Consider the following 27000-nt stretch of genomic DNA (forward strand, 5'->3'; position numbering starts at 1 on the left):
ATTATCATATAATATAATTTTACTCTATATATATACTACTGTCAACGACCTAAAATAACGAAAATTATTGTATTAATTTGTAAAGTTCTACAAAATGAAAAGAGGGCGAAATTGCCCTCCCTGCAAATTTTGTATATTAGTCGATATTTGTATAAATATTACGATTCGGTATAGTTGCTTTCTATAAAGGTAACAATATCCTCAACGGTTTTCATTCCTTCAATAACACTGTCGGGAACCTCTAATCCGTATTGATCCTCGATGCTCATAACAATATCGATTGCATCAAGAGAATCTGCACCAAGGTCAGCCGCAAGGTCGGATGTCAACTCTATTGTGTTAGGATCAAGATCAAGATTTTCTGCCAATATATCCTTTACTTCTTCAAAAATCATAGTAATATGCTCCTTAAAAAAATGTTGTGATATTTAGTATTATATGTTATTATCATATTAGTAAGTTTTGAATAATTTGTCAATAATTTTATTGCAAGATTTTTCAAAATTCGGAGGTAAGCAAAATGGAAATAAAAAGGAATAATAAGTACGGACTTACCGGATACCCTTTGGGACACTCCATGAGTCCGGTTATTCATAGAGAGCTTTTCAAAATCAGCGGAGTGGATGCAACCTATGATTTGGTTGAATCTGCACCGGAAAAGCTGGGTGAAGCATTTGAGTCTATCCTTTGCGGTATGCGAGGCTTTAATGTTACTATTCCGCATAAGATTGATATTATTAAATATTTGGACGAGCTTTCTCCGAGGGCAGAGCTTTTCGGTGCCGTAAACACCGTAGATGTCAGAGAGGATAAAGCAGTCGGTCACAATACCGATTGTGCAGGCTTTTTGTCAGCACTTCAAATGGCGGATATAGAGCTTAAGGGTGATGTCCTGCTACTCGGCTGCGGAGGTGTTGCAAGGATGATTGCCTTTGAAGCAATTATTGCAGATGCAAGCCTTACCATTGCTGTAAGAGAGGCAGATTTGCCCGTGGCAGAAAAGCTTAAGCAGGAGATTGCAGACAAGCTTGGCAGGGAATGTAAAATTATTCTTTTAGGCGAGGCAAAGGGCGGATATGATTTGGTTGTTAACGGCACACCTGTCGGTATGTATCCCAATATTGACGCCTGCCCTGTAAGTGAAGAGGTTATTAAAAGCTCGAAGGCAGTGTTTGATGTAATCTACAATCCGCAGGAAACCGTGTTTATAAAATATGCAAAACAGGCGGGGGTTAAGTGCTCCGGCGGTCTTTCAATGCTTGTTTGGCAGGCAGCCGTTGCACAGGAGATTTGGAATGGCGTTAAATTCTCCAATGATGATATTGCCAAGGTTATAGAAATAACACAAAGGGAGCTTGATAAAAATGAATAATATTGTTCTTTGTGGATTTATGGGCAGTGGCAAAACCGTTGTAGGCAGGGAGCTTGCAAAGATAATGGGAGCCAAATTTGTTGACACCGATGAGCTTATAGAAAAGGAGCAGGGGATTGCCATTAAGGCAATTTTTGCCACTCACGGAGAGGATTATTTCAGGGATTTAGAATATGAAATGTGCAAAAAGGTTGCACAAATGAAGGGTGCCGTTGTCTCAACAGGCGGCGGTGCAATGACATTTGCCCGCAATGTTGAGGCGATAAAGCAGGGCTCAAAGGTTGTTTTTCTTGATGCCTCCTTTGATGTAATTTGTGACAGGATAGGAAACAGTACAACAAGACCTCTTTTTCAGGACAGGGAAAAAGCAAAAAGGCTGTATGATGAACGCAAGGATAAATATCTTGCAGCAGCCGATTATGTTGTTAACGGCGATATGGGAGCAAGAAAAACTGCTCTGGAAATTGCTGACCTTTTTAGATAATAGACTGATTTGAGCTGTTACGTATGTATAAAAAGTTACGATGTTGTAACCATTTGCCAAAATGTGTTGAAAAATGCAAATGCATATGATATAATGGCACAGATTTAAGTTGGCGGTAGCCGAAATAATATGCCTAAAATACAAAATAATGGCACCTTTGCACATTTTTTGTTTTGACATACGCAAGTATGCCTGCAACAAAGAAATGCACAAATTTCCTCATAATTTTGTATTTTAGGTGCCTTGCAGTTTTGATGTAAAGATTTTTCGTCAAGACAAGGCATAATTATTTTTGCATACTGCCGTATTCAAAAATAATTTAACAACGTATTGGCGGAAAATATTGTATCAAAACCACATTATTTCGACTACCGCCAACTTAAGAGTCTGATTTTTCAGCTGAAAATAGAGGTGTTCAATTTAATGAGTGCTGAAACACAAAAGGTTGAGGTTAAGCATACCGTCGATATGTTCAGGAAGTACAAGGATTTATTGTTGGAGCTTACCCGCAAAAATGTTAAGCTCAAATACAGAAATTCATGGCTTGGTATTTTTTGGAGCTTTTTACAGCCGCTTCTTAATATGATAGTATTGTCTGTTGTATTTGGTACGTTGCTTGGCAGAAAGGCAGACGGTGTGGTTTGCTATCCGGTATATTTGTTTTCAGGCAGATTGATATATGAATTCTTTGTTACATCAACAAAGCAGTCGCTCACAGCATTTAGGCGCAACGCGGCGATTATTAAAAAGGTATATGTTCCAAAGTATATGTATCCGTTGTCATCAACGCTTTCAACCTTTGTTACATTTGCAATTTCAACACTGTGCTATGTATGTGTTTGGATATTCTTTAAGCTAACAGGCATCAGCGGCGGTGCTGATTTGACAGTAAGCTGGAAGATAGTTCTTGTGTTCCTGCCAATGATATTGCTGCTTATGTTTTCGGTAGGCATCGGCTTGGTGCTTTCGGTAGTTAATGTTTATTTTAGGGATATAGAATATATCTGGGATGTGTGCACAAAGCTTTTGATGTATGTGGTGCCTATTTTGTATTCACTCAAAAGATTTGAAGGCAGAAAGCTTGTATGGTTCATTAAGCTTAATCCACTGTATTCTATGATAGAATTGTTCAGGCAATGCGTGCTTTACGGTGACAGTGTTCCTGCACAGTTCCTTAGCTGGAAGCTTGTGCTTTACGCAACCGGGGTGTCGATCGCATCACTTGTAATCGGCATTTATGTGTTTAATAAGTATTCGGACAAAATTGTTTATCATTTGTAAAAAGTAATTCCTTATGAAGTATATGCTTCATAAGGAATTTTTTATAGCTCGTTTTCTTCCTCGTATTCTTTGGAATACTCGGTGTTTTCAAGGCTTGGGATAGGCACACCCATTTCGGTAGTGCCGTCAGGCTGAACTGTTGGGTTGTACACACTTTCACAGTATTTGTTGGTAATATTCGGATTGAGCCTATATTTTCTTTTGTAGCTCTTTTTTTCTTTTTTCATTCTGTTTTGCTCATAACGTCAAGTGGGTTTACTGTTTGATTGTTAAGCTTTGTGTAAAGGTGAAGATGAACACCGTCGCTTGATTCGCAGGGGATTTTTCCAAGGGTGCCTATTGTGTTGCCGATGTCAACAAAATCTCCCTTTTTGACCGACGCACTTTCAAGCCCGCAGTAGCGTGCAACAAGCTTTGCACCGTGGTCAATTTCTACACACAGCCCGTACATAGAATCGTTGTACACATTTGTTACAAGACCGTCGTTGATTGCAACAACCTTATCGCCCAACGCACCGCTGAAATCAACTGCCGTGTGTGCCCTGTAATCGTTTAAGGTTTTGTTTAAGGTAAGCTCCTCGCTGTATCCCTTTGTAACTGCCTCGCCGAGTGGATACTTGTAATAGCTTTTGTACGGAGTGTTGTTTTCGTTTTGCTCCATTGTGGCTTTTTCAGTTGTTTGCTTTTTTGTAGTGCTCTGCGTAGCTTTTTCTTTTTGTGTTGTTTCCTTTGCAGTCACGGCGTGCTGTACCTCGGTTGTTTCAACAATGGTTGTCGGCTCGTTTACGGTATCGTCCTTGTTACCCGTCGTTGTGGAAAAATACACAATCAGTCCAAGCGACACAATGCATAGGCATACAACCGAAAACAACGCCTTTACGTTTTTATTTTCTTTTTTCTTGTAATTTGATGTAGACATAAAAAACACCTCGATTGTATTATCAACCGAGGTGCTTTGTTTTATTCATTTTTTACGGAATCGTATAACAGGTTTAGTGTGTCGCGAACACATCCCATTGTATCTCCGCCTACGGTTTCAACGGAAATAAATGTCTTTTTGCCTGAATTCAGCTTTGCTCTGCCACGCATTTTTTCGTGAAGTGCAAGCAGATATTCGGGTTTAACATCATTTAGGAAAAATCTTGCAGTGACACCGGTTTGCCTGATTTCATAAATCCCGAGGCTTTGGGCAAGATTACGAAGCAAGGCAATTTCCACAAGACCGTAAACGCTTGCCGGAGGTACGCCGAAGCGGTCGGTAAGCTCGTCGTAGACTTCATTTGCCTCCTCGTTTGAACGAATATTCGCAATGCTTTTGTACATATCAAGCCTTTGAGGAGTAGAGGAGATGTACGATTTGGGAATGCTTGCATCAACAGGCAAATCAATAAGACATTCCTGTTCCTTTTCATCAGGTACATATTCGCCCTTTTCCTCGCTTATTGCCTGTTCAAGAAGCTTGATGTACATATCGTAGCCGACGCTTTCCATATGACCGTGCTGACGGTTGCCGAGCAACGAGCCTGCTCCTCTGATTTCCAAATCTCGCATAGCGATTTTGAAGCCGGAGCCGAACTCTGTATATTCTCTGATAGCCTCAAGTCGCTTTTGAGCGATGTCGGTAAGCTCCTTGCCCTTTGTAAAGGTAAAGTACGCATACGCGCGTCTGCTGCTTCTGCCGACGCGTCCTCTTATTTGATGAAGCTGTGCAAGCCCGAGATTGTTTGCATTTTCAATAATAAGGGTGTTAACATTGGGAACATCAACGCCGGTTTCAATAATGGTTGTGCACACCAAAACGTCAATTTCTGCATCAAGAAGCTTTTGCCAAACATTTGATAATTGCTCCTCGGTCATTTGCCCGTGGGCAACTCCGACTGTTGCATGGGGCAATGCTTTTTTGATTTGCATTGCAATGTGGTCTATGGTTTCGATGTCGTTATGCAGATAGTAGCACTGTCCGCCTCTTGCAATCTCCTTGTCCATGGCCTCAACAAGTATGCCCATATCGTATTCCATAACATAGGTTTGCACGGGCTTTCTGTCACCCGGTGCCTCCTCAAGCAGACTCATATCCCTTATTCCGCTCATAGCCATATTTAGTGTTCGCGGAATCGGAGTAGCAGATAGAGTAAGAACATCAACTTTGGGAAATTTTTCCTTAATTTTTTCCTTTTGTGCAACACCGAAGCGTTGCTCCTCATCAACAATCAGCAGACCTAAATCCCTGAACTTTATGTCAGTGCCAAAAATTCTGTGTGTGCCTATAAGGAGGTCAACCCTGCCTTTTTCAAGGTCCTTCAGTATCTCCTTTTGCTTTGTGGGAGATACAAAGCGACTGAGCATCTCTATCCTAACAGGGAATGCCTCCATACGCTTTAATGCAGTTTGGAAATGCTGCATTGCAAGTACGGTTGTCGGTACAAGTATTGCGCATTGCTTGCCGTCACCAATGCACTTGAATGCTGCTCGCAGTGCCACCTCAGTTTTACCGAAGCCGACATCACCGCACAGCAATCTGTCCATAGGTGCGCTTTTTTCCATATCGCCCTTAATTTCATCTATGGCACGTAGCTGGTCATCGGTTTCCTCATATGCAAATCGAAGCTCAAAATCTCTTTGCATATCGGTATCCTCCGAAAAAGCAAAGCCCTTTGTGTTCATTCGCTTTGAATACAGTGCAATAAGCTCCTTTGCCATATCCTGCAATCCTGCACGAACCTTTGATTTTGTTTTGCTCCAATCACCCGAGCCGAGCCTGCTTATTTTTACCTTGGCGTCGTCACGGGGACCGATGTATTTTGATACAAGGTCAAGCTGTGTTACGGGCACATAAAGGTTGTCGCCCTTGGCGTAGCTTATCTTGATGTAATCCTTGCTGACGTTGTTGATTTCAAGAGCCTCTATACCCTGAAAGATGCCTATACCGTGGATGTTGTGAACAATGTAATCACCGACAACTAATTCATCAAGAGAATGTACGGCATCCTTTGAGCTAAAGTGCTTGTGCTTTTTCTTTGCCTGATTAACCTTTGCGTAGGTTATTAGCGCAAGCTTGCAGGAAGGAAGCTGAAAGCCTGCCGATGTTGTACCTGCCATAACATATATAAGCCCGTGCTTCATTTCGACAGGTGACTTGTCGCAGTATATTGCCTGATAGCCAAGCTCCTGCAAATCATAGCAAAGTGTTTTTGCAGATTTTGATGTGCCTGCCAAAATACACACGGCATATTTTGTTTTGATAAGAGGGAACAGCTCATCCTTTAGCTGACTTAACGTTCCGCTCCATGAATTAAAGGTTTGACAGTTGAAGGACGCCAAATGTCCAACAGGCGTGTCAAAGCTTCCGCGCGGAAATGAGTCGAGGTATACTGCGTTGTGAGCCTTGTATTTTTCAACAAGCTCGTCAAAGGTAAGTATAAATCTGTCAAGTCCCTTGCAGATGATTCCGTCCTCCAACAGCCATTTAAGGTCCTCAAGCAAAAGCTTGCTTTGATTTTGAAAACGTTCCTTGCATTTTCCGCTTTCGAACACAAAAAGTAAATCGTTGATGTAGTCGAACAGGCCGTTGCTTTTGTATGCAAGGGGCAGATATCTGTCATTGCAGTGAAGCGACAGGCCCTGCTTCAGTCGGTCGGAATCCGCATACAGTCTCTCGCGTGCCTTGATTGCCTTGCCCTTGAGGGTTGAGGCAAGCTCGTCGATTTTTTTAGCCTGTATTTCTTTTGAGGGGAACAGCACCTCTGTTGCGGGAATAATGTCTATCCTGTCAATAATATCATTTCGTCTTTGGGTGGAAATATCAAATTTTGCAATAGAGTCAACCGTGTCACCCCAAAGCTCAATTCTTACAGGGTCGTCGGCACCGGGCGGAAAAATGTCAACAAGTCCTCCGCGGATACTGAATTGACTTGTGCCGTCAACCTGGTCAAACCTTGTGTATCCAGCCTTAATTAGCCTTTCAACCGTTTCGTCTATGTCAAGCTCGTCGCCCTCGCAAATGGAGAACGAACATTGAGTAAGTGCATCGGGAGGCATAGTCAGCTGACAGGCAGCCTGAACAGAGGCAACTACAATTTTGTAATTGCCTTTGATGATTTTTGACAGAACACCCAGTCTGATATGCTCAAATTCTCTGCTTATTCCCTCAACATCAAGAAAGGTGAATTCTCGCTTCGGGTACAGCAACACACCGTCGGTGATTGCCGACAAATCCTCATACGCCTTGATGGCACTTGCCTCGTCGGGAGTGATAATAAAAGCTTTTTTGTTAAGGCTTTCGCATACGCAATGAACGGTTAGAACCTTGTTGATTTCGGGCAGACCGATAGCACCCACGGGATTGCCGTGGGCGGATATTGCTTTGGTTAAGCCTTGGTATTCTTTATCATTTTCAAGTATTTTGGAAAAACAACTCATTCTATCACATCAACTGTTATATTTGTTCATTGCCTCGTCGATGTTGCCGTTGACTATAAGCCTTACGGCTTCAACCGAATTTTCAAGTGCGTGGTTAAGGTCATCTGCCTTTTCACTCGGAAAGTCCGACAAAACCCATTTTGCAAGGTCATAGCTTGCATTTGGCTTTTTGTCCACACCTATTTTAACCCGTGGAAATTCCTCCGAGCCAAGACATGATATTATGCTTTTTATTCCGTTGTGGCCTCCGGCAGAGCCCTTTCTTCTTATTCGGGTTTTGCCGATGTCAAGGCTGATGTCGTCATAAATTACTATGATGTTCTCATTTGGAATATTATAGTATTCTGCGGCCTCCATAATAGCCTCACCGCTAAGGTTCATCATGGTTTGCGGCTTCATAATCAGGCATCGGGCAGAGCCTATCATTTCGTCTGCAATAAGGGCTTGAAATTTTGATTTTTTTATTTCAAAGCCCTCTTTTTTTGCAAGCAGGTCAACCGCCTTAAAGCCTGCATTGTGCCTTGTGTTTGCATATTTTGGGCCGGGATTTCCGAGCCCTGCAATGATATATTTAATTTTTCCGCGTCTAAATGAGAACATTTTTATTCCTCCGATTGTTCGGGCTTATCTACGGTGATTTTTATTTTTTCCGCGCGTCTGCCGTCGGTTTTGATTACCTCAAGGTGAAGCCTGCCATAGTCAAAGCAGTCGTTAACCTCGGGTATCTTGTCCGTGTTTTCCATAACCCAGCCGTTAAGAGTGGTAACATTTGTGTCCGGCACGTCGATGTCCAGATAATCGAAAACGTCGTCAAGGCTTGCCATAGCATCAACAATATAGGTGGAGTCGTCAATTTTTTCAATGTCAACCTCAACCTCGTCGTGCTCGTCCCAAATTTCGCCGACAAGCTCCTCGATAATATCTTCAAGTGTTACAATGCCCACCGTGCCGCCGAATTCGTCAATAACAACTGCAAGGTGCGTTTTGTTTTTTTGAAAAATCTTTAATAGCTTGCTGATTTTTGTGTCAGGGCTGACGGTCGGTGCGGGCTTGATGATTGTCCTGAGCGACTTTAAGCCTCTGCTGCGGATGTCCTCAAAATCACGGTGATGTATTATACCCACAATGTTGTCAATGTCGCCTATATATACAGGCAGTCTGCTGTATCCGCTTGCCTTAAACACCTTTTCAATATCTGACAGCTTTGCGTATTTGTCAACAGCCTCAACATCTATTCTCGGTGTGAGAATATCTGATGCATAAAGGTCATCAAACTCTATTGATGAGCGGATAAGCTCGCTTTCGTTTGCGCTTATTTCTCCTCCGGTTTGAGCCTCGTCAACATACGTTTTCAGCTCCTCCTCGGTTACGGCATCAACCTTTCCGAGTCCAAACGCTTTGTTAAGGAGCATTTTCCATCCCCTAAAGAAAATGTTAAGAGGGTAAAACACAATGATAAACAGGCTTACTATCGGTGCGATAAGCACAGCATATTTTTCCGCCTTTTCCTTTGCGATTGTTTTTGGAGTTATCTCGCCGAAAATAAGTACAACAATTGTCATAACTATTGTGCTGACGGTTGCACCGAGGTCGCTGTTGTCGCCTAATATACCCGTAAAAAACAGTGTAGCAATGGATGTTGATGCTATATTTACTATGTTGTTGCCGATGAGGATTGTGGACAAAACGATGTCAAAATCCTCGGCAAGCTCTATTGTTCGTTGTATTCGTCGCGTTTGTCCCATAGATTTCAGCTTAACCTTGTTGAGCGAAGAAAACGCCGTTTCAGCCGATGAAAAAAACGCAGAAAATAATACAAGTATTATCATTACTATCAGCAGTGTGCTATTCATTTTTCCTCCAAATTATATATATTGCTTTTAAGGGCATATCCTAATGATATGCCCCTGTTTGTAATACCTTGTGTTTCTATTATGCGGATAATTACTCTGTTTTTTCAAACTCGTTGAAATCTCTTTCGGATTCATCCTTTTCATAGTTGTACATATTTTCATCCTTAACGTGCTGAGCAATGTACTTATCTCTGTCAAACAATTCGTCAGCCTTAACCTTCCAAGCCTTTGCAGCCTCGATAGTTTTGTCAAACAGCTCGTTTGCACTTTCAGGATGCTGCATCTCGGTTGAATAAGCACCTGTTTCGGCAACCATTTTGCTGATAGCTCCCGGGTTGTCAAGCACAGGACAAGGACGAAGCATATTGTTTGAAAACGGCTGATTATTCTTGTATGCCATAAACAATGGGCTCTTAAGAGCATCCAATACAGAGCATTCCTTAATGTTGACATTTGAGTAGTGAACAAATGCACAAGGCTCGCAGTCACCGTTGGAATTGATATGGAAATAGTGTCTGCCACCTGCAATACAGCCCTGAACGTACTCGCCGTCGTTCCAGAAATCAAGTGCAAAGATAGGCTTTGTATGGCGCCACTCGTGCATCTTTTTGTACATCAATGCTCGCTGCTCGGGGGATACCATAAGCTCTGTTACCGCACCGTTGCCTGTTGGCATATATGTAAAGAACCAAGCAAACTTAACGCCCTGGTCAATGAGCCAATCCATATATTCGTCAGAAGCCAAAACCTCTGTGTTTTTGCTTGTGTAGCAAAGTGATGCACCAAACGGAACACCTCTGTCCTTAAGACGCTTCATAGCAGCGGTGCATTTTTTGAATGTGCCTTCACCGCGACGAAAATCGTTTTCTTCCTCATAGCCTTCGATAGAGAATGCAGGGTAGAAGTTACCAACCTCCCTGATTTCGTCGGCAAAGCTGTCATCAATCAAGGTACCGTTTGTAAAGCTAAGGAAGGCACAATCCGGATTCTCACGGCAAAGACGCATAAGGTCAGCTCTTCTCATTGTCGGCTCACCGCCGGTGTAAAGGTACATATATGTACCGAGTGCCTTCGCTTGCTTGATAATTCTTGCAAGATCGTCGTACGAAAGGCTGCTTGTGTGACCGTATTCTGCTGCCCAACAGCCCTTGCATTTAAGGTTGCAGGCTGCGGTTGGGTCCATAAGGATTGCCCAAGGTACATTACAGCCGTACTTTTCAATGCTTTCCATACGCTTTGAGTAGCTGTTGATTGCAATGTTCATCAAAGGCGGAATAAGCTTGCCTATTACATGCTCATCCGTGTTGCAGATAAGGTCCTTTGCAAATCTCATCCAGTTGTTTGTAGGGTCGTCCATAACCTTGTGCAAGCCTGCGTATGTTGAACGGTTAACCCTTTTAACATCTGCCTTTTCAACAATGCTTAAAATCTTTGGTGCGTTTCTGTCAAAATCTTTTCTGGCATACTTAATTGCCTGTCTTACTGCAAAATCAGTTGCCTTTTCCTTAAATGACATGATATTACCTCTCTTATGGGGCATTATGCCCTTTTTCATCATATGTTTATTAATTCAATTGATAATATAATACTAAAGTATTAGTTTGTCAAGGTGAATTTAATTAAATAATGTTTTGTTAATATTTACTAAAATCTAACCTGAAATTTTAGGCGATATGTCTTGTTGCATTTGTTTTTGTATTTCTCGTTACAATGGGCGCCCCAGCTGTCATATCCGCCGACACCCTGCTGTCTTGCGATTACTCTGACAACAGTCTTGTCGTATTCAGGCATATCCTTTTGATGCCATACATTTTCTATTTCCTTTGGAAGATAGTGACAAACATTAAGCTCGCAAACCGGCTCGGCAATGATGCCGAATGATTTTTTGTTGCCCAAAAGTGTTGCATATCTTACCCCTGTTCTGTTACCGCATTCCTGAGGCTTGAGGTAGTTTACCCAAAGGTCATTTACGGTAGTGGTGTAAAGACCGATTTTTGACGCACATTTTCTGTCAATGTAGTTTTCATCAGGGCCTGCGCCAAGATATGTAAGGCTTTCAAAATCCTTTGGAAGCTCAAACAAAAGGCTGATTTCGGGGATTTCGGGCAAGGCTTCATTAGGCTTAAATTCAAGGCTGATTTCCATACCCTTTGATGTAATTGTGTAAACAACGATTGCCCTTGATACAGGCTGTGTGCAAACCTCTGCCCCTCCTACAACGACAACCTTTTTGCCACCGTCGAGGATTTGGTAATTTTCAATTCTCCACTTTGTGTTGTTGAAGATGCCCGGTGTATCGCCCGCATCTCTCCAGCAACCAAGCCTGCTGCCTGCTCTTGTGCCTCTGTCGTTATCGGTTAATGCTCTCCAAAAATTCAATCTCATAGGAGCCTGCAGCATTTCCTCACCGTTAACCTTAATTGAATAAAGCTGATTGCGCTCACGTCTTTCAAAGCGAATGTTAATGTCGTCGCTGATAACGCGAAGTGAGCCGTAGGTGTCGTCAACAAGCAGAGGAAGGTCCTCCTCCAATTCATCGTATGTATTGGCAAATTCGTTTATAACAAACTGCTCCTCGGCAACAACGTGGCCTGCCTTGCACCACGGGGTGTCTGCCTTTTCGCGAAGCTCAAGGTTAAGGTAGTATTCCGTTGATGATGCCTTGGCAAGCTCAAGGTTAACTGTCTTTTTCTCAAACGGCTCAATATCCACAGTGATGGTGCCGTCGCTGAAAACACCCTTGTCACTGCATTGGCACCAATACAGCTCGTATTCCTTGAGGTTAGTGAAGAGGTTTTTGTTCTTTATTTCAATTATTCCGCGTTCTGCGTCAACAGCCTTAAAGTCAACGTTTTGATAAAGCTTCTTTATTTCTGCAAGCTTTGGTGTAACGGCTCTGTCACCGAACAAAAGACCGTTTCCGCAGAAATGACCGTCGTGTGGATTTTCACCGAAGTCACCGCCGTATGCAAGATATTCGTTACCGTTTTTATCGGTTGTCATAATGCTTTGGTCAACCCAATCCCAAACAAAGCCACCCTGAAGGCAGGGGTATTTGTCCCAAAGGGTAGTGTATTCATCGGTTGAACCGCAGGAGTTGCCCATTGCGTGAGTGTATTCGCAAAGTATGTATGGCCTGCCGTCTCTGCCTGTAACAGCGTATTCCTCGCATTCCCAAGGCTTTGCATACATTTTGCTTTGCACATCGGAAAGCTCGTATTCATCGGGCGCTCTGTCACATTCAAAGTGCACAAATCTTGATTTATCGGTTTCCTTAAGCCATTTGTACATTTTCTTTGGAGTTTCTCCGCCGAGCGATTCGTTTCCGAGGCTCCAGCAAACAACGCAGGAGTGGTTCTTATCTCTTTGGTACAAAGCCTTAATTCTTTCCATACATGCCTTTTCCCATTCGGGTCTTGAGCCCGGAAGCTGCGGACAACCGATTATTGTTGACCAGCCTGTACCGTGAGTTTCCATATTATTTTCGTCAATTACGTATAGTCCGTATTCGTCGCAAAGCTCATACCAGCGCGGTGCGTTAGGGTAGTGCGAGGTGCGAACGGCGTTGATGTTGTTCTTTTTCATCAGCTCGATGTCTTTGCGCATTACATCTTCGGTGATGTATCTACCCTTGTAACAATCAAACTCGTGTCGGTTGGTACCCTTGAATACAACGCGTCTGCCGTTAATACGGATAATACCGTCCTTTATTTCAACTGTCCTGAAGCCTACCCTTTGAGAAATGTATTCGATAGGTGTTCCGTTGTTTTTAAGAGTCAAAACAACGGTGTAAAGGTTAGGTGTTTCACTGCTCCAGGATTTAACATTGGTTACGATAGCCTTAAGGTCGGTAACGTGGTCCTCGCTTGCATAGTGGCTGTCAAGGGCAACGGTTGTGCCGTCCTCGTCGATAACCGTCATATCAATGCTTAAGCCCTCATACGCGCCGTTTGTTTTAACCTGAACGGTTAGATAGCCGTCGTGAAGCTGTGAGTCAGGCTCTGCGTGAATTTCAAAGTCACGGATATATTCTCTTTCGGTTGTGTAGATATACACATCTCTGAAGATACCGCCCAAACGCCACATATCCTGACATTCAAGCCAGCTTGCAGTGCACCAACGGTAAACCTCAACGCCGATAACATTTGAGCCTTCAACAAGGTGACGTGTAATGTCAAATTCTGCTCTGTTAAAGGTTGATTCGCTGTATCCGATTCGCTCTCCGTTTACATAAAGATAGAATGCAGACTCAACACCTTCAAAGCAAAGTACAACTCTTTTGTTCAGCACAGCCTGATTGATGTTGATTTTTTTGATATAACAGCCGACAGGATTATGCTTAACAGGTGCATTTGGCGGACAGATGTCCTCACTGCCCTCCCAAGGATAGCGAACGTTGCAGTATTGTGCCTGGTCGTAGCCCTGCATCTGCCATGAACACGGAACGATTACCGTGTCCCAATTATGTGTATCGTAGTTTGGATCGGCAAAATCGGTAGGTCTGTAAGCATAGTTTTTGTATAGCTTAAATTTCCATTTGCCGTTGAGAAGCTTGCATCTTGACGAAGCATATCTGTCTGCCTTTTTTGCTTCCTCAAAATTTTCGTACGGCATAAGTGTTGCGTGCTGTGGCAGCTTGTTTACGCCGACAATCTCGGGATTGCTTTGCCATTCGGTGTAGCCGTCAATAAAGTTTCTTTCCATACATCTATCTCCCATACAGTTTGTTTGTTATCTTCTGTGAAATTTGCCCTCTTGGTAGCCCTCTCGCTTGATTACAACCTTAATTGAGCGAATAATGATTTCCAAATCCTTAATCAAGCTCCAATCATCGCAGTACTCCTTGTCAAGCTTCATCTTCTTCATTAGGGAAATGTCATCTCTGCCGTTAATTTGAGCCCAGCCCGTCAGTCCCGGTCTGAATCTGTACACACCGTATTCAAGCCTCAGCCTGTGCGCTCTTATTTCACTTGAAATCAGCGGTCTGGGGCCAACAAAGCTCATATCACCTTTTAATATGTTCCAAAGCTGCGGCAGCTCGTCCATACTTGTTTTGCGTAATATTGCACCGAATTTGGTGATATATTGCTCGGGATTTTCAAGCTCTCCGGTGGCACAGTTAGGCGTGTTGTTTTTCATTGTTTGGAATTTGTAAAGCCTAAATGGCTTTCCTCTTCTGCCACGTCTTTCGTGGCTGAAAAACACCTTGGTGTTCGGCGTAAAAAGGTTTACCATTATTATAAACAGGAACAGTGGCGAAAGAACAATAAGACCTGCTAACGATGCCACTATATCAAACAGTCTCTTCCATTTGGTAGCACCAAAATATTTATGCAAAAACTTTTTCATTTTATCTTCCTTTATGTTAATCCGTTAAGGTAAATTCACAACAAAATGTGCCTTAACGGGTATAAATCCCCAATATATAGAATATAGGCTAACTGATTATAGCATACATAATAAAAAAAAGCAATCGTAAATTTTGTAATTTTTTTGGTACAAAATATGTACAAATATCTGCATATGTGGTATTATGATAGGCAAGGCAGTGTTTTAGCAAATCATTTTATGAGGTGAACGAATGAAAAAGATTACAAAATCAGCCTTGTGCTTTTTGCTTGCCGTAATAACGGTGCTTTCGTTAGCAGGCTGTTCAAAGGTGCAAATGACAGAGGATAACATTCTGCAAACGGTTATAGATGTTGAAACGGCATTGAAGGATTTTGATGAGGAAACACTTAAAAAGTATGTGGACTCCAAAACGCTTGATGTCATTATTCAGTATGCTGAAAAGCATATTCAATTTGAACAGCTGGGCACAAGGATATTTGAGTCTATGACTATAAATGTTGAATCCGTTGACACAGAAAAACAAACGGTTACGGTGCGCATTACCAACTATGATTACACATCTATGGCATCAATATTTGTATCAAATCTTAAATCAAGCTATACTCCTGTTCAGCTTATGAACAAAATTGATGACGAAAACTTTCTTAACAGTCAGCTTTCGGAGCTGGTTGAGCTTATGGGAATGGCGTCGGGCGAGTATGAAAAGACCGTAACCCTTAAGGTTGAAAAGGGCAAGAGAAATCTTGTTTTGGTGTTTGACGAGGAGGCAGAGGATGCCGTTTCCGGAGGAGCATTAACGGCAATCAAGGATATATATAAATAATATAGAATATTAATAATTGACATTCAATATTCTTTGTGTTATCATATCAAGGTATGCAAATGCAAATTAAAAATTCCTAATTTTGAGGTGAAAAAATGGCTAACAAATTTGTAACAGCTATTTTCGGAGATTACTCTAAAAAAGAGGTAAAGAAGCTCCGCAAAACAGTTGACAAGATCAATGCTCTTGAGGAAAAGTATAAGGGCATGGATGATAAGGAGCTTGCAGCACAAACTCCTGTTCTTAAGGATAGGCTCGCAAAGGGCGAAAGCCTTGACGATATTCTTCCCGATGCGTTCGCAGTTTGCCGTGAGGCAAGCTCACGTGTACTCGGTATGCGTCACTTTGATGTTCAGCTTATAGGCGGTATCGTTCTTCATCAGGGCAGAATTGCCGAGATGAAAACAGGTGAGGGTAAAACTCTTGTTGCTACTCTTCCTGCTTATCTTAATGCACTTGCCGGCGAGGGTGTTCATATCGTTACGGTTAACGATTACCTTGCAAAGCGTGACTCCGAGTGGATGGGCAAGATTTACCGTTTCCTTGGTTTAAGCGTAGGTCTTATTATTCATGAAAAGAGCGATGCAGAGCGCCAGGAGGCTTATAACGCAGACATTACATACGGTACAAATAACGAGATGGGCTTCGACTATCTTCGTGACAATATGGTTCCTTACAAGGAACGTAAGGTTCAAAGAGGTCACGCATTCGCTATCGTCGATGAGGTTGACTCAATTCTTATCGATGAGGCACGTACTCCTCTTATCATTTCGGGTAAGGGCGATGCTTCAACAGACCTTTACCGTCAGGCAGACATCTTTGCAAACACACTTGTTATGACAAAGGTTGCTAAAACCGATGACAAGCAGGATACAGAAGAAAACTACGAGGGCGACTATGTAGTTGACGAAAAGGCAAAGACTGCAACACTCCTTAAGAGCGGTGTAGAAAAGGCAGAGGAATTCTTTAAGGTTGATAACCTTATGGATATTGAGCACACAACTCTTCGTCACCACATCGACCAGGCTATCAAGGCTCACGGTGTTATGACAAGAGATATTGACTATGTTGTAAAAGACGGTCAGGTTAAAATCGTTGATGAGTTCACCGGTCGTATTATGGAGGGCCGTAGATATAACGAGGGCTTGCATCAGGCACTTGAGGCAAAGGAAGGCGTTAAGGTTGAGCACGAAAGCAAGACACTTGCAACCATCACCTTCCAAAACTACTTCCGTTTGTACAAAAAGCTTTCAGGTATGACAGGTACTGCCGCTACCGAGGCAAACGAGTTTGACGAAATCTACAAGCTTGATGTAGTGGAAATTCCTACAAACAAGCCTGTTATTCGTGTGGACAAGCCGGATGTTATTTTCCAGACAGAGCAGGGCAAGTTCCACAATATCATTAAGCAAATTGAAGAATGTCATGCAAAGGGACAGCCTGTACTTGTAGGTACAATCAGCATCGAAAAGTCAGAGCAGCTCTCAAAGATATTGAAGCAGCACGGCATTGAACATAACGTACTTAACGCAAAGAATCACGAAAAGGAAGCAGAGATTGTTGCACAGGCAGGTAAGTTCGGTGCTGTTACAATCGCAACTAATATGGCAGGTCGTGGTACCGATATTATGCTTGGCGGTAACGCAGAATTTCTTGCAAAGGCTCAGATGAAGAAGATGGAATTCACAAATGAGCAGATTAGAGAAGCAACAGGCTTCGGCGATACAGATGATGAAGAAATTCTTCGTGCCCGTAAAACCTTTATTGAGCTTGAAGCAAAGTTCAAGGAGGAAATTCAGGACGAAGCAGATAAGGTAAGAGAAGCAGGCGGTTTGTTCATTCTCGGTACTGAAAGACATGACGCCCGTCGTATTGATAACCAGCTTCGCGGACGTTCGGGCCGTCAGGGTGACCCGGGTACAAGCCAGTTCTTCCTTTCACTTGAAGATGACCTTATGCGTTTGTTCGGCGGTGACAGAATGCAGAAGATGATGGGCAAGCTCACAGACGACGAGGATATGCCTATCGAATCACGCCTTATTTCAAAAACCATCGAGTCATCACAGCAAAAGGTAGAGGGCAAGAACTTTGCTATCCGTAAGAATACTCTTCAATATGACGATGTAATGAACCGTCAAAGAGAGCTTATTTACAAACAGCGTGATCAGGTGCTTGACGGTGTTGATCTTACCGAAACCGTTAACAAGATGCTTGATACAAATATTGAGGAAACCGTTACCAATTACTTTACCGGTGACTCAAAGGCTGATTGGAATGTTGACGGCCTTAGAGAAAAGTACAAGGATTGGAATATTGCAACCGATGACGACTTTAAGGATGTTGACAGCCTTACAGTTGCCGATACAGTAGAGCTTCTTCAGGACAGAGGTCATAAGATTCTTGAGGAAAAGGAGAAAATCTTGGGCTACGATATGTTCCAGGATTTCGAAAGAATGGTTATCCTCAGAAATGTTGATACATATTGGATGGATCACATTGACGCTATGGAGGATTTGAAGCAGGGTATCCACCTTCGCTCATATGCACAGAAGGATCCTGTTGTTATCTTCCGTATGGAATCATACGATATGTTTGACGAAATGACATCTCTCATCAGAGAGGATACAGCAAAGATGATGCTCACCTTGATGCCTATCCATAAGTCAGATGTTAGACGTAAGGCTGTTGCTCAGGTTACATCAACCACAACAGGCGGCGAGGCAGAAAATGCAAAGGCTGTTACAGTTCGTAAGGATAAGAAGATCGGCCCTAACGATCCGTGTCCATGCGGCAGCGGTCTTAAGTACAAAAAGTGCTGCGGCTCTCCTGCAAAGCTTGCTGCAGCTGCTGCAGAAGCAGAGAAGAAGCATAAGGAAGAAAAGCGTCGTATTAAGCCAAAAAGATAATACATCAAAAATAATCCGTCTAAAGCTTTTGCTTTAGACGGATTTTGTCATATTTATGCCCATATAATTATAAACATTATATATATGGTTGAATTTGAAATTACGGTTTGTTATAATTAGTATGTATTATTTTGTAATGGGAGGGAAAGTATGGTTTATAATAATGTGCTTGAGTGCATCGGTCACACCCCTATGATAAAGCTTAATAGGATGGTTGAGCCGGACAGTGCCGATATTTATGTAAAATTTGAGGGGCTTAACGTCGGAGGCTCCATAAAAACAAGAACAGCTTACAATATGATTTGTGATGCAGAGGCAAAGGGCCTTATAAATAAGGATACAATTATTGTTGAGCCCACATCGGGCAATCAGGGCATCGGTCTTGCTCTTGTGGGTGCGGTGCGCGGATACAAAACAATTATTGTTATGCCGGATTCCGTGTCGCAGGAAAGACGATTGCTTGTTGAGCATTACGGTGCGCAGGTTATCCTTATTCACGATGCGGGAAATATCGGCGATTGCATTGAGGAGTGTCTAAATACTGCTATCAGAATGAGAGAGGAAAATCCAAATGTTTTCATTCCGCAGCAGTTTGAAAATCCTGCAAATCCTATGGTGCATCGTCACCACACAGGTCTTGAAATATTGGAGCAGGTGGCAGGTCAGATTGACGGCTTTTGTTCAGGTATAGGAACAGGCGGTACAATTACAGGTATAGGTGAGGTGCTAAAGGCTCAAAATCCGGATATTACAATTTGGGCAGTAGAGCCTGAAAATGCGGCAATTCTTGCCGGCGGAACCGTTGGTACGCATAACCAAATGGGCATAGGTGACGGTGTAATTCCGGAAATACTTAACCAAAGTATTTATGAGGATATATGTATAATCACCGATGAGGAGGCTATCCAAACCTCAAAGGATTTGGCAATTATGGAGGGCTTGATGTGCGGCATCAGCAGCGGAACAAATGTTGCCGCCGCCAAAAAGCTTGCTAAAAAGCTCGGCAAGGGCAAAACTGTTGTTACAGTTCTTCCCGATACTGCCGAAAGATATTTTTCAACTCCGTTGTTTGATTGAAATAATTTATGATTAATATGAGGTGCTGGTATGGCTAATGTAATAGATTATATTAATAATTACGGCGACATTTCTTTTTGTGATGTTCCGTTTGATGAGGCAGACAATGTTGCACTTTGCGATATGTACTATATGCCGCTTGATGAGGTAGTGTCTGACAGCTTTGACGATGAGCCTGTGCCGTACAAGGATGCTGCAAACAGGATTTTTGATATGCGTGGCAGAAAGCATGAGCCTGTCGGACTGGTTTTGCAAAAGTGCATAAGCGAGGTTATGATGGCAATGGCTGATAAAAAACGCTTTGCCGAAATGAAGGTTGTCGCAGCCGTTCGTGTATACGAAAAGGAGCCTGCCGTACAGTTTGAGGCTGCAACATTTTTACTGCCGGACAATACTGTTATTGTTCTTTTTAAGGGAACAGATGATACTCTTATCGGATGGAAAGAGGACATTGATATTCTTACCAAAAAAGGTATTCCGTCCAATATGCTTGCAACCGAATATCTTGAGAAGGTGGCAAAAAAATTTGACGGAAAAATTATTGTTTGCGGTCATTCAAAGGGTGGCTTTATTGCACAGTATGCCACACTGTTTTGCAAAAAGGAAATACGTGATAGGATAGAATGTGTATATAATAATGACGGACCGGGCTTTTGGGATTATTCTTATTTGCAGGAGGAATCATATGCCGAGATGCTTCCTAAATACCGTCATTTCGTACCGCAGTCATCATTTATCGGTATGATGCTTGCACATGATAATGATTATACGGTGGTAAAAAGTGATCAGCTTTTGGGTCCGCTTCAGCACGATTTGTATTCGTGGCAATTTGACGGCAGACGTCTTATAAAGCTTGACGAGCTTACACCTGTCGGAAAGCTTAACGACGGAATACTTCACGATCTTGTAGACAATCTGACTGATGAGCAGGAGCAGGTGCTTGATGAGGTTGTTGATGTTTTGCTTGCAGGCGTAAATCAAAAGGGCTTGCTTGATGTTAAGGATAATTTGCTAACCTCAATTAAGGGCGGAGCAGAGGCTTGGCGTTCTCTTGACCGCGATACCCAAAAGAGCTTTTTGGGCATTTTTTCAACCGCACCGTCAATCGTTGTGAAAAATACCGAAAAGGTGCGTAAGGAAGAAAACATAAAAAGAAAAAATAAGATTATAGAAAATCTTAAATATCTTAATGTGTTGTTTTAGGTAGGTTAACAGTAACAAATGAGAGAAATCCTTCATATAATTTATCGCACGGACAAGGGAACCGTACTGCTTCTTCTTGTTGCATTGTCGGTGCTGTTTGGTGTTTACCGTTTGCTTTTTGAAAAGAAGCACTTTAACAATAGGCTTGTGGCGGTAATGCTTTTGGCATCGGTGATAGCGACATTTGTTCCAACCGTGATTAATCGTGTCGGGCAGGATAACACAGCACAAATTATGCTTGAGCCGTTTCGTTCATTAAGGCTTTATTTTACAACCGGCTATGAGGAATGGTTAAGAGTTTGTGTGATGAATTTTGCTTTGTTTTTCCCGTTAGGATGCTCGTTTGCCTGCTTTGATGATAAGGCAAAAATCAAGCCTTGGCATGTAGTCATTTCGTCCTGTGTGTTGAGCATAGCAATAGAAATTCTGCAACACATTTTTTCGCTCGGTGTCAGCGAGTTTGACGACGTATTCAACAATACTCTCGGTGCGTTGATGGGATTTGTGTTAACGCGATTGTTTTATACTGCCTTTTATAAATTAAAAAAATAAGTCATTTAAGACATCCACTATTGCGTTGGGCAAATTTTGGATGTCTTTTTCCATAATTTATATTAGGATGAAGAGATAATAAACATTGCATATTTACCCAAAATAATATATAATGGGCTCAAAGGGGTGCTAATATGAAAACTACAAAACCATTTGGTATAGCCGACAAGCTTGGCTATATGTTCGGTGATTTTGCAAATGACTTTACCTTTTTGCTGTCGTCATCCTTCCTGCTGAAATTCTACACAGACGTTATGGGCGTTAAGGGTAGCGTTGTCGGCATTGTAATGATGGTAGCAAGGTTTGTTGATGCCTTTACCGATGTTGGTATGGGCAGAATTTGCGACAGATCCAAAACAACAAAAAACGGCAAGTTTAAGCCGTGGATTTTAAGGATGTGCGGTCCTGTTGCACTTATGTCCTTTTTGATGTATCAAAGCTCGCTTGCAAATATGAGCATGGGCTTTAAGATCGGTTATCTTGTTGTAACCTACATTCTTTGGGGCTCTGTGTTTTATACATCCGTAAACATTCCGTACGGCTCTATGGCGTCTGCTATTTCGGAAAATCCAAGTGACAGACAATCGCTTTCCACCTTCAGAACAATGGGTGGTGTCCTTGCAGGTGGAATCATCACGGCAGGTCTGCCTATGATTATTTATGATAACAACATTATTAACGGTAGAAAGTTTACTATTGTTGCCGGTGCTTGCTCGGTGGGTGCAATTATTTGCTATCTTCTTTGCTATTCAATGGTAACGGAAAGGGTAATTGTAGAGCCAGATGCAGATGCCTTAAAGAACAATAATGTCGGTGTAATGCTTAAAAATGCGTTTAGCAACAGAGCGTTGATTTCCATTATCGTTGCGTCTATCGTTATGCTTCTTGCGCAGCTGACACTTCAGTCAATGAGCAACTATGTATTCCCTAACTTTTATCATAACGCAAAGGCAATCACTGCCGGTACGGGCGTAATGGGAGTATCGATGATTTTGTCTGCCGTTCTTGCAAAGCCTGTCAGCAACAAAATCGGCAAGGCAGAGCTTGGTGCTATTGCATCTATCTTTGGCGGATTGATGTCGCTTCTTGCTTTCTTTATCCGACCAAGCAATGTTTGGGTATTTATTGTTATTCAAAGCTTTACCTGGCTTGGCCTCGGTATGTTCCAAATGATTGCATGGGCGCTTATCACCGATGTTATCGATTACTCCGAAATCAGAAACGGAATCCGCGAGGACGGCTCGGTATATGCTCTGTATTCCTTTGCACGAAAGCTCGGACAGGCAGCCTCTGCAGGTCTTTCCGGTGTGCTTCTTGATATGGTTGGATATTCACAGCAGACACAGTTTGACACAGATGTTGTAAACGGTATCTTTAACATTACAACTCTTGTGCCTGCTATCGGATTTATAGTGCTTGGCTTGGTTCTGTATTTCTGGTATCCGCTTCATAAAAAGCAGGTTGATGAAAATGTAGAAAAGCTTAGACAGCTTCATTTGGAGGATAAGTAAATGAGAGAGATTAAGAATATAAATGCCGATTGGCAGTTTTCCAAGGATAAGTCTGCGTGGGAGGAAATCAGCCTTCCTCACACCTGGAACGGTAAGGACGGTCAGGACGGCGGCAACGATTATTACAGAGGCAGATGCTATTATAAAAAACACATTGACGCAACCGATATGCAGGGCGATAAGCTTTTTGTAAGGTTTTACGGCGTCAATTCCTCGTGCGATGTTTTCTTTAACAATAAAAAAATCGCCTCTCACGACGGCGGATATTCTGCATTTACCGTAGAATTAAATGAAAGAGTGGGTGAGCTTACCGTTGAGGTTGATAATTCACCAAGTGACCGCGTTTATCCACAGCAGGCAGACTTTACCTTTTACGGCGGTATTTACAGAAATGTGGAATTGATATGTGTTGCGAGTATTCATTTTGTCGGCGAATTTCACATAACTCCTGTTGTAAGCAACGGCAATGCGGATGTTACCTTTGACGCAAGGACAAGCGCACCTGCAACCGTCGAATACGAAATTGTTAATGACGGTGAGATAATTTATCACGGTGAGGATGCAAAAACCGTTATTGAAAATCCTCATTTGTGGAATGGCAGAATAGACCCGCATCTTTACACGGCAAATGCTTACTTGATGGTTGACGGTGAGGCAGTTGATAAGGTGTCTGCCCGCTTTGGTGTTCGTTCATTTGAAATAGATTCAAACAAAGGCTTTATCCTTAACGGTAAGGAATATCCGCTTCGAGGTGTTTCTCGCCATCAGGACAGACCGAATATAGGAAACGCGCTTCTTCCGGAGCATCATAAGGAGGATATGGACCTGATTTGTGAGCTTGGTGCAACAACTATTCGTCTTGCTCACTATCAGCACGACCAATATTTTTATGACCTCTGTGATGAAAGAGGTATGGTTGTATGGGCAGAGATTCCGTATATTTCCAGCCATTTGGATAACGGCTTTGAAAACACAATGAGCCAAATGCGAGAGCTTGTTGAGCAATGCTATAATCATCCGTCAATTGTTGTTTGGGGTCTTTCAAATGAAATTACCATGGGTGGAGTTGCCTCACCTAATATGATTGAAAATCATAAAAAGCTCAACGACCTTTGCCATAGCCTTGACAAAACAAGGCTCACCACTCTTGCAGCGCTGACAATGTGCCCTATTGATGCAGAGTATATTCAAATTCCGGATGTTCTTTCGTACAATCACTATTTTGGGTGGTACGGCGGTAACACGGGAATGAACGGACCTTGGTTTGACGATTTCCACGCAAAGTATCCAAACCGTGCAATCGGCATCAGTGAGTACGGCTGCGAGGCTCTTAATTGGCATACATCAAATCCGGAGCAGGGTGACTATACCGAGGAATATCAGGCATATTATCACGAGGAGCTTATTAAGCAAATCGCCGAGCGTCCGTATCTATGGGCAACTCATGTTTGGAATATGTTTGACTTTGCTGCCGACGCAAGAGCCGAGGGCGGCGAAAACGGTATGAATCATAAGGGTCTTGTTACCTTTGACAGAAAGTATAAAAAGGACAGCTTTTATGCGTATAAGGCTTGGCTTTCGGATGAGCCTGTCCTTCACATTTGCTCAAAGAGATATGTTGATAGGGTAGAGGATGTAACAAAGGTTACTGTCTATTCAAATCAAAACGAGGTTGAGCTTTTTGCAAACGGTGTCAGCGTTCAAAAGCAGACAAAGGGTAAGTATCCGTTCTTCTATTTTGAGGTTAAAAATGAGGGCGAAACCGAGTTGAAGGCTGTTGCAGGTGATTTAACCGATACTGCTAAGATTAAAAAGGTAAGCGAGCCTAATCCGGATTACATTATGCAGGAGGAGGGCGCTGTAATAAACTGGTTTGAAATTGATACTCCAACCGGTTACCTTTCAATTAATGATACTGTCGGTGATATTCTTGCTACCTTCAGAGGAAAGCTTGTGCTTATCGGTATGCTTCCTATGCTGAAAAAAGCTTTGACAGGTGATAAGTCAAAGAAAAAGGACGGCGAGAAAAAGGAAAAGGGTATGTCTGTTGCAGGCTTTAAGCCAAACAGAACTATGCTTGAGATGGCAAAGGGCTTTGCATTAAGACGCGCATTTTCCATGCTCGGCGCAAAATTTACCAAGGAGCAAATCCTCGGCATAAACAAAAAGCTTAATAAGATAAAAAAGAAATAACGAAAACTGTCGATAAGGTGGGCAAAACCACGCCAAAAGAGGTTATAAAAAACAGATTGAACTCATTGTTCAATCTGTTTCAGACAGTTGATAAAGTGGGCTGAACCACGCCATATAAATTAAACAAACCGATTTGAGCCTCCATTGTGTAAAGGGAGGTGGGTGCGATTTATCGCACTCGGAGGGATTGTAAAAGCGGCTTAGACATCGAGTCTAATCCGCTTTTGGCGTTTTTCGCCTTTTGCTCGGTCGAGAAATCAGGGCTCCCAACAAACTTTAGTTTGTTGGGAAGAGGAGAAACATATGAAGCATAGTTACAAAACTGTGTTTTGTTCTATGCGTAATATGTTTGGACGAAGTACATCTCCCACTCGCAAGAATGCGAAATTCAGCTCCATTTCTCAACAGTCTACCAGCGTGTTGAATATATCACTTGACTTTTCTGCTTTAGTGATGCTCCATTTCGGCATCGCATTTTGTTCTTTGAACTGTTCCGAACGGATGGTGCGGCGGTGCGTATACGGAGGACACCTTCAGAGGTCGTTTGCCTGTGTTTATTATATTATGCCACGTTCCTGCCGGGATAATTACTGCATAACCGGTGCTGACGGTTTTTTGATAATTCAGGGCATTTTTGCTTTTTCCTGTCAATATCCTTGCACAGCCGTCCTCAATTTTAATTAGCTGGTCGGTGTCGGAATGCATTTCTATTCCTATATCCTCACCAACGGGTATGCTCATAAGTGTTACCTGCAGCCAATCACCTGTCCACAAGGCCGTTCTGAAGCTGTTGTTTATTTTAGCAAAGTGGTTTATATTAACTATGAACGGTTGACCGCCGTAATCGGTTATGCGTTCGCTTGAACGATTGTTATTCATATTCTGCGTCCTTTCTGTGTAATACTTGTTTTATAGCATTATATGTGTAATTGCTTTATATGTGTTTTTGAAGCCATGTGTTATTGACTAACATATAATAAGGTACTATAATATTCTGTAAAACAATTCGGAAAAGAGCGATATTATGTTAAAAATTATCATTTGTATTATTGCCGGAATAGGTGCAGGCCTCGGAACAGGCTTTGCGGGTATGAGTGCCGCGGCAGTTATCAGCCCTGTTTTGATCACGTTTTTGGGTATGGATCCTTATATGGCTGTCGGCATAGCTTTGGCAAGTGATGTTCTTGCAAGCGCTGCCTCTGCCTATACATACGCCAAAAACAAAAACCTTGATATCAAAAACGGAGTAATTATGATGGCGGCCGTACTGTTGTTTACCACAGTAGGCAGCTACATTGCAAGTGTAGTGCCAAAAACAGCAATGGGCAATTTTTCCGTGATTATGACATTCTTGCTCGGTGTAAAGTTTATAGTAAAGCCTGTTATGGAGCCAAAGAAAAGTTTTGTAAATGCAAACCAAAAGCAAAAGGCCGTTCGTTCATTAGTGTGCGGGGCAATGGTTGGATTTGTTTGCGGATTTGTAGGTGCCGGAGGCGGAATGATGATGCTTTTGGTATTGACCTCTGTTTTGGGATATGAGCTAAAGGTTGCTGTGGGTACAAGTGTTTTCATTATGAGCATAACAGCACTTACAGGTGCAGTCAGTCATTTCGCAATCGGCGGTATGCCTGATGTAACGGCGCTTGTTGTGTGCATAATAAGCACATTGATTTTTGCACAAATTGCATCGTATTTTGCCAATAAGGCGGAGCCTAAAATCCTTAACAGAATAACAGGAGCAATACTTGTAATATTGGGCATATCAATATTTGCTGTTAAGATGTTTGGATAACGCAGGTCTCACTTTATATTCAATGTTTAATGAAAAAAACCAAGCTGAATAACAGCTTGGTTTTTTCTGCGAAAAGGTAGGGTAACGGTAATAATCCGAACCAAACGGAGCAAAATCGAGGTAAAAGTAAGCAAAAGTAGTGTAGCAATCAAAAATATTGCTTATACTCCGGTTCTGCTTTT

Annotated in this window: 21 protein-coding genes; 11 read left to right on the plus strand and 10 right to left on the minus strand. The window is 42.4% G+C overall.

The features are described 5' to 3' along the window. Positions 1-158: 158 nt before the first annotated feature. Positions 159-395, minus strand: coding sequence for an acyl carrier protein (gene acpP / locus Q0P34_RS02985; protein ID WP_294952667.1), 237 nt, complete (start codon positions 393-395; stop codon positions 159-161). Between the two features lie 125 nt (positions 396-520). On the opposite strand from acpP, the gene aroE reads away from it, so the two are divergent. The 3 genes from aroE (at position 521) to Q0P34_RS03000 (ending at position 3137) form a co-directional block, all read left to right on the plus strand. Beyond that, positions 521-1372, plus strand: coding sequence for a shikimate dehydrogenase (aroE, locus tag Q0P34_RS02990; protein ID WP_294952670.1), 852 nt, complete (start codon positions 521-523; stop codon positions 1370-1372). Continuing rightward, positions 1365-1856 (plus strand): shikimate kinase, encoded by a 492-nt coding sequence (locus Q0P34_RS02995; protein ID WP_294952672.1) that lies wholly within the window; start codon positions 1365-1367, stop codon positions 1854-1856. Before aroE ends, Q0P34_RS02995 begins: the two co-directional genes overlap by 8 nt. 423 nt (positions 1857-2279) lie before the next feature. Beyond that, positions 2280-3137, plus strand: coding sequence for an ABC transporter permease (locus Q0P34_RS03000; protein WP_294952675.1), 858 nt, complete (start codon positions 2280-2282; stop codon positions 3135-3137). Between the two features lie 41 nt (positions 3138-3178). On the opposite strand, the gene Q0P34_RS03005 is transcribed toward Q0P34_RS03000, so the two are convergent. From Q0P34_RS03005 to Q0P34_RS03040, 8 genes are all read right to left on the minus strand, one after another. Next, the gene (locus tag Q0P34_RS03005) at positions 3179-3364 is read right to left on the minus strand and encodes a hypothetical protein (RefSeq protein WP_294952678.1); all 186 of its coding nucleotides are present in this window, start codon (positions 3362-3364) and stop codon (positions 3179-3181) included. Beyond that, positions 3361-4056, minus strand: coding sequence for a M23 family metallopeptidase (locus Q0P34_RS03010; RefSeq protein WP_294952681.1), 696 nt, complete (start codon positions 4054-4056; stop codon positions 3361-3363). Before Q0P34_RS03010 ends, Q0P34_RS03005 begins: the two co-directional genes overlap by 4 nt. A gap of 41 nt (positions 4057-4097) precedes the next feature. Beyond that, complete coding sequence (gene mfd, locus Q0P34_RS03015; RefSeq protein ID WP_294952684.1) at positions 4098-7556, minus strand: transcription-repair coupling factor; 3459 nt, start codon at positions 7554-7556, stop codon at positions 4098-4100. A 9-nt stretch (positions 7557-7565) separates the two neighbouring features. Beyond that, positions 7566-8156 (minus strand): aminoacyl-tRNA hydrolase, encoded by a 591-nt coding sequence (gene pth, locus Q0P34_RS03020; protein ID WP_294952688.1) that lies wholly within the window; start codon positions 8154-8156, stop codon positions 7566-7568. 2 nt (positions 8157-8158) lie between these two features. Beyond that, on the minus strand, positions 8159-9409 hold the full coding sequence (locus Q0P34_RS03025; protein ID WP_294952691.1) for a hemolysin family protein: 1251 nt from the start codon (positions 9407-9409) through the stop codon (positions 8159-8161). Positions 9410-9500: 91 nt separating this feature from the next. Then, entirely contained in the window at positions 9501-10925 is a 1425-nt protein-coding gene (locus tag Q0P34_RS03030; RefSeq protein WP_294952693.1) for a radical SAM protein, read from the minus strand. 128 nt (positions 10926-11053) lie between these two features. Further along, positions 11054-14113, minus strand: a complete 3060-nt coding sequence (locus tag Q0P34_RS03035) for a glycoside hydrolase family 2 TIM barrel-domain containing protein (protein ID WP_294952696.1) — start codon at positions 14111-14113, stop codon at positions 11054-11056. A 27-nt stretch (positions 14114-14140) separates the two neighbouring features. Beyond that, entirely contained in the window at positions 14141-14758 is a 618-nt protein-coding gene (locus Q0P34_RS03040) for a sugar transferase (protein WP_294952699.1), read from the minus strand. A gap of 232 nt (positions 14759-14990) precedes the next feature. Here Q0P34_RS03040 and Q0P34_RS03045 point away from each other — a divergent pair, with 232 nt between their 5' ends. The 7 genes from Q0P34_RS03045 to Q0P34_RS03075 all read left to right on the plus strand — a co-directional run bounded on the left by Q0P34_RS03045 (position 14991) and on the right by Q0P34_RS03075 (position 25026). Then, positions 14991-15584, plus strand: coding sequence for a hypothetical protein (locus Q0P34_RS03045; protein WP_294952701.1), 594 nt, complete (start codon positions 14991-14993; stop codon positions 15582-15584). 95 nt (positions 15585-15679) lie between these two features. After that, the gene (gene secA, locus Q0P34_RS03050; protein ID WP_294952704.1) at positions 15680-18490 is read left to right on the plus strand and encodes a preprotein translocase subunit SecA; all 2811 of its coding nucleotides are present in this window, start codon (positions 15680-15682) and stop codon (positions 18488-18490) included. 150 nt (positions 18491-18640) lie between these two features. Beyond that, positions 18641-19567, plus strand: a complete 927-nt coding sequence (cysK, locus tag Q0P34_RS03055; RefSeq protein WP_294952707.1) for a cysteine synthase A — start codon at positions 18641-18643, stop codon at positions 19565-19567. A 30-nt stretch (positions 19568-19597) separates the two neighbouring features. After that, complete coding sequence (locus tag Q0P34_RS03060) at positions 19598-20770, plus strand: Mbeg1-like protein (protein ID WP_294952710.1); 1173 nt, start codon at positions 19598-19600, stop codon at positions 20768-20770. A gap of 18 nt (positions 20771-20788) precedes the next feature. After that, the gene (locus Q0P34_RS03065; RefSeq protein WP_294952713.1) at positions 20789-21322 is read left to right on the plus strand and encodes a VanZ family protein; all 534 of its coding nucleotides are present in this window, start codon (positions 20789-20791) and stop codon (positions 21320-21322) included. A gap of 134 nt (positions 21323-21456) precedes the next feature. Further along, positions 21457-22833, plus strand: a complete 1377-nt coding sequence (locus tag Q0P34_RS03070; protein WP_294952716.1) for an MFS transporter — start codon at positions 21457-21459, stop codon at positions 22831-22833. Further along, positions 22834-25026 (plus strand): glycoside hydrolase family 2 TIM barrel-domain containing protein, encoded by a 2193-nt coding sequence (locus tag Q0P34_RS03075; protein WP_294952718.1) that lies wholly within the window; start codon positions 22834-22836, stop codon positions 25024-25026. A 447-nt stretch (positions 25027-25473) separates the two neighbouring features. Here Q0P34_RS03075 and Q0P34_RS03080 read toward each other — a convergent pair whose 3' ends face one another. Then, positions 25474-25905: a cupin domain-containing protein gene (locus Q0P34_RS03080; protein ID WP_294952721.1), complete on the minus strand. Its 432-nt coding sequence runs from the start codon at positions 25903-25905 to the stop codon at positions 25474-25476. A 145-nt stretch (positions 25906-26050) separates the two neighbouring features. Here Q0P34_RS03080 and Q0P34_RS03085 point away from each other — a divergent pair, with 145 nt between their 5' ends. Then, positions 26051-26818: a sulfite exporter TauE/SafE family protein gene (locus tag Q0P34_RS03085; RefSeq protein ID WP_294952724.1), complete on the plus strand. Its 768-nt coding sequence runs from the start codon at positions 26051-26053 to the stop codon at positions 26816-26818. The last annotated feature ends 182 nt before the right edge of the window (positions 26819-27000 follow it).

Origin of the sequence: uncultured Eubacterium sp. (assembly GCF_945980375.1) — a bacterium.
In the GTDB taxonomy this organism is placed as follows: Bacteria; Bacillota; Clostridia; order Oscillospirales; family Acutalibacteraceae; genus Eubacterium_R.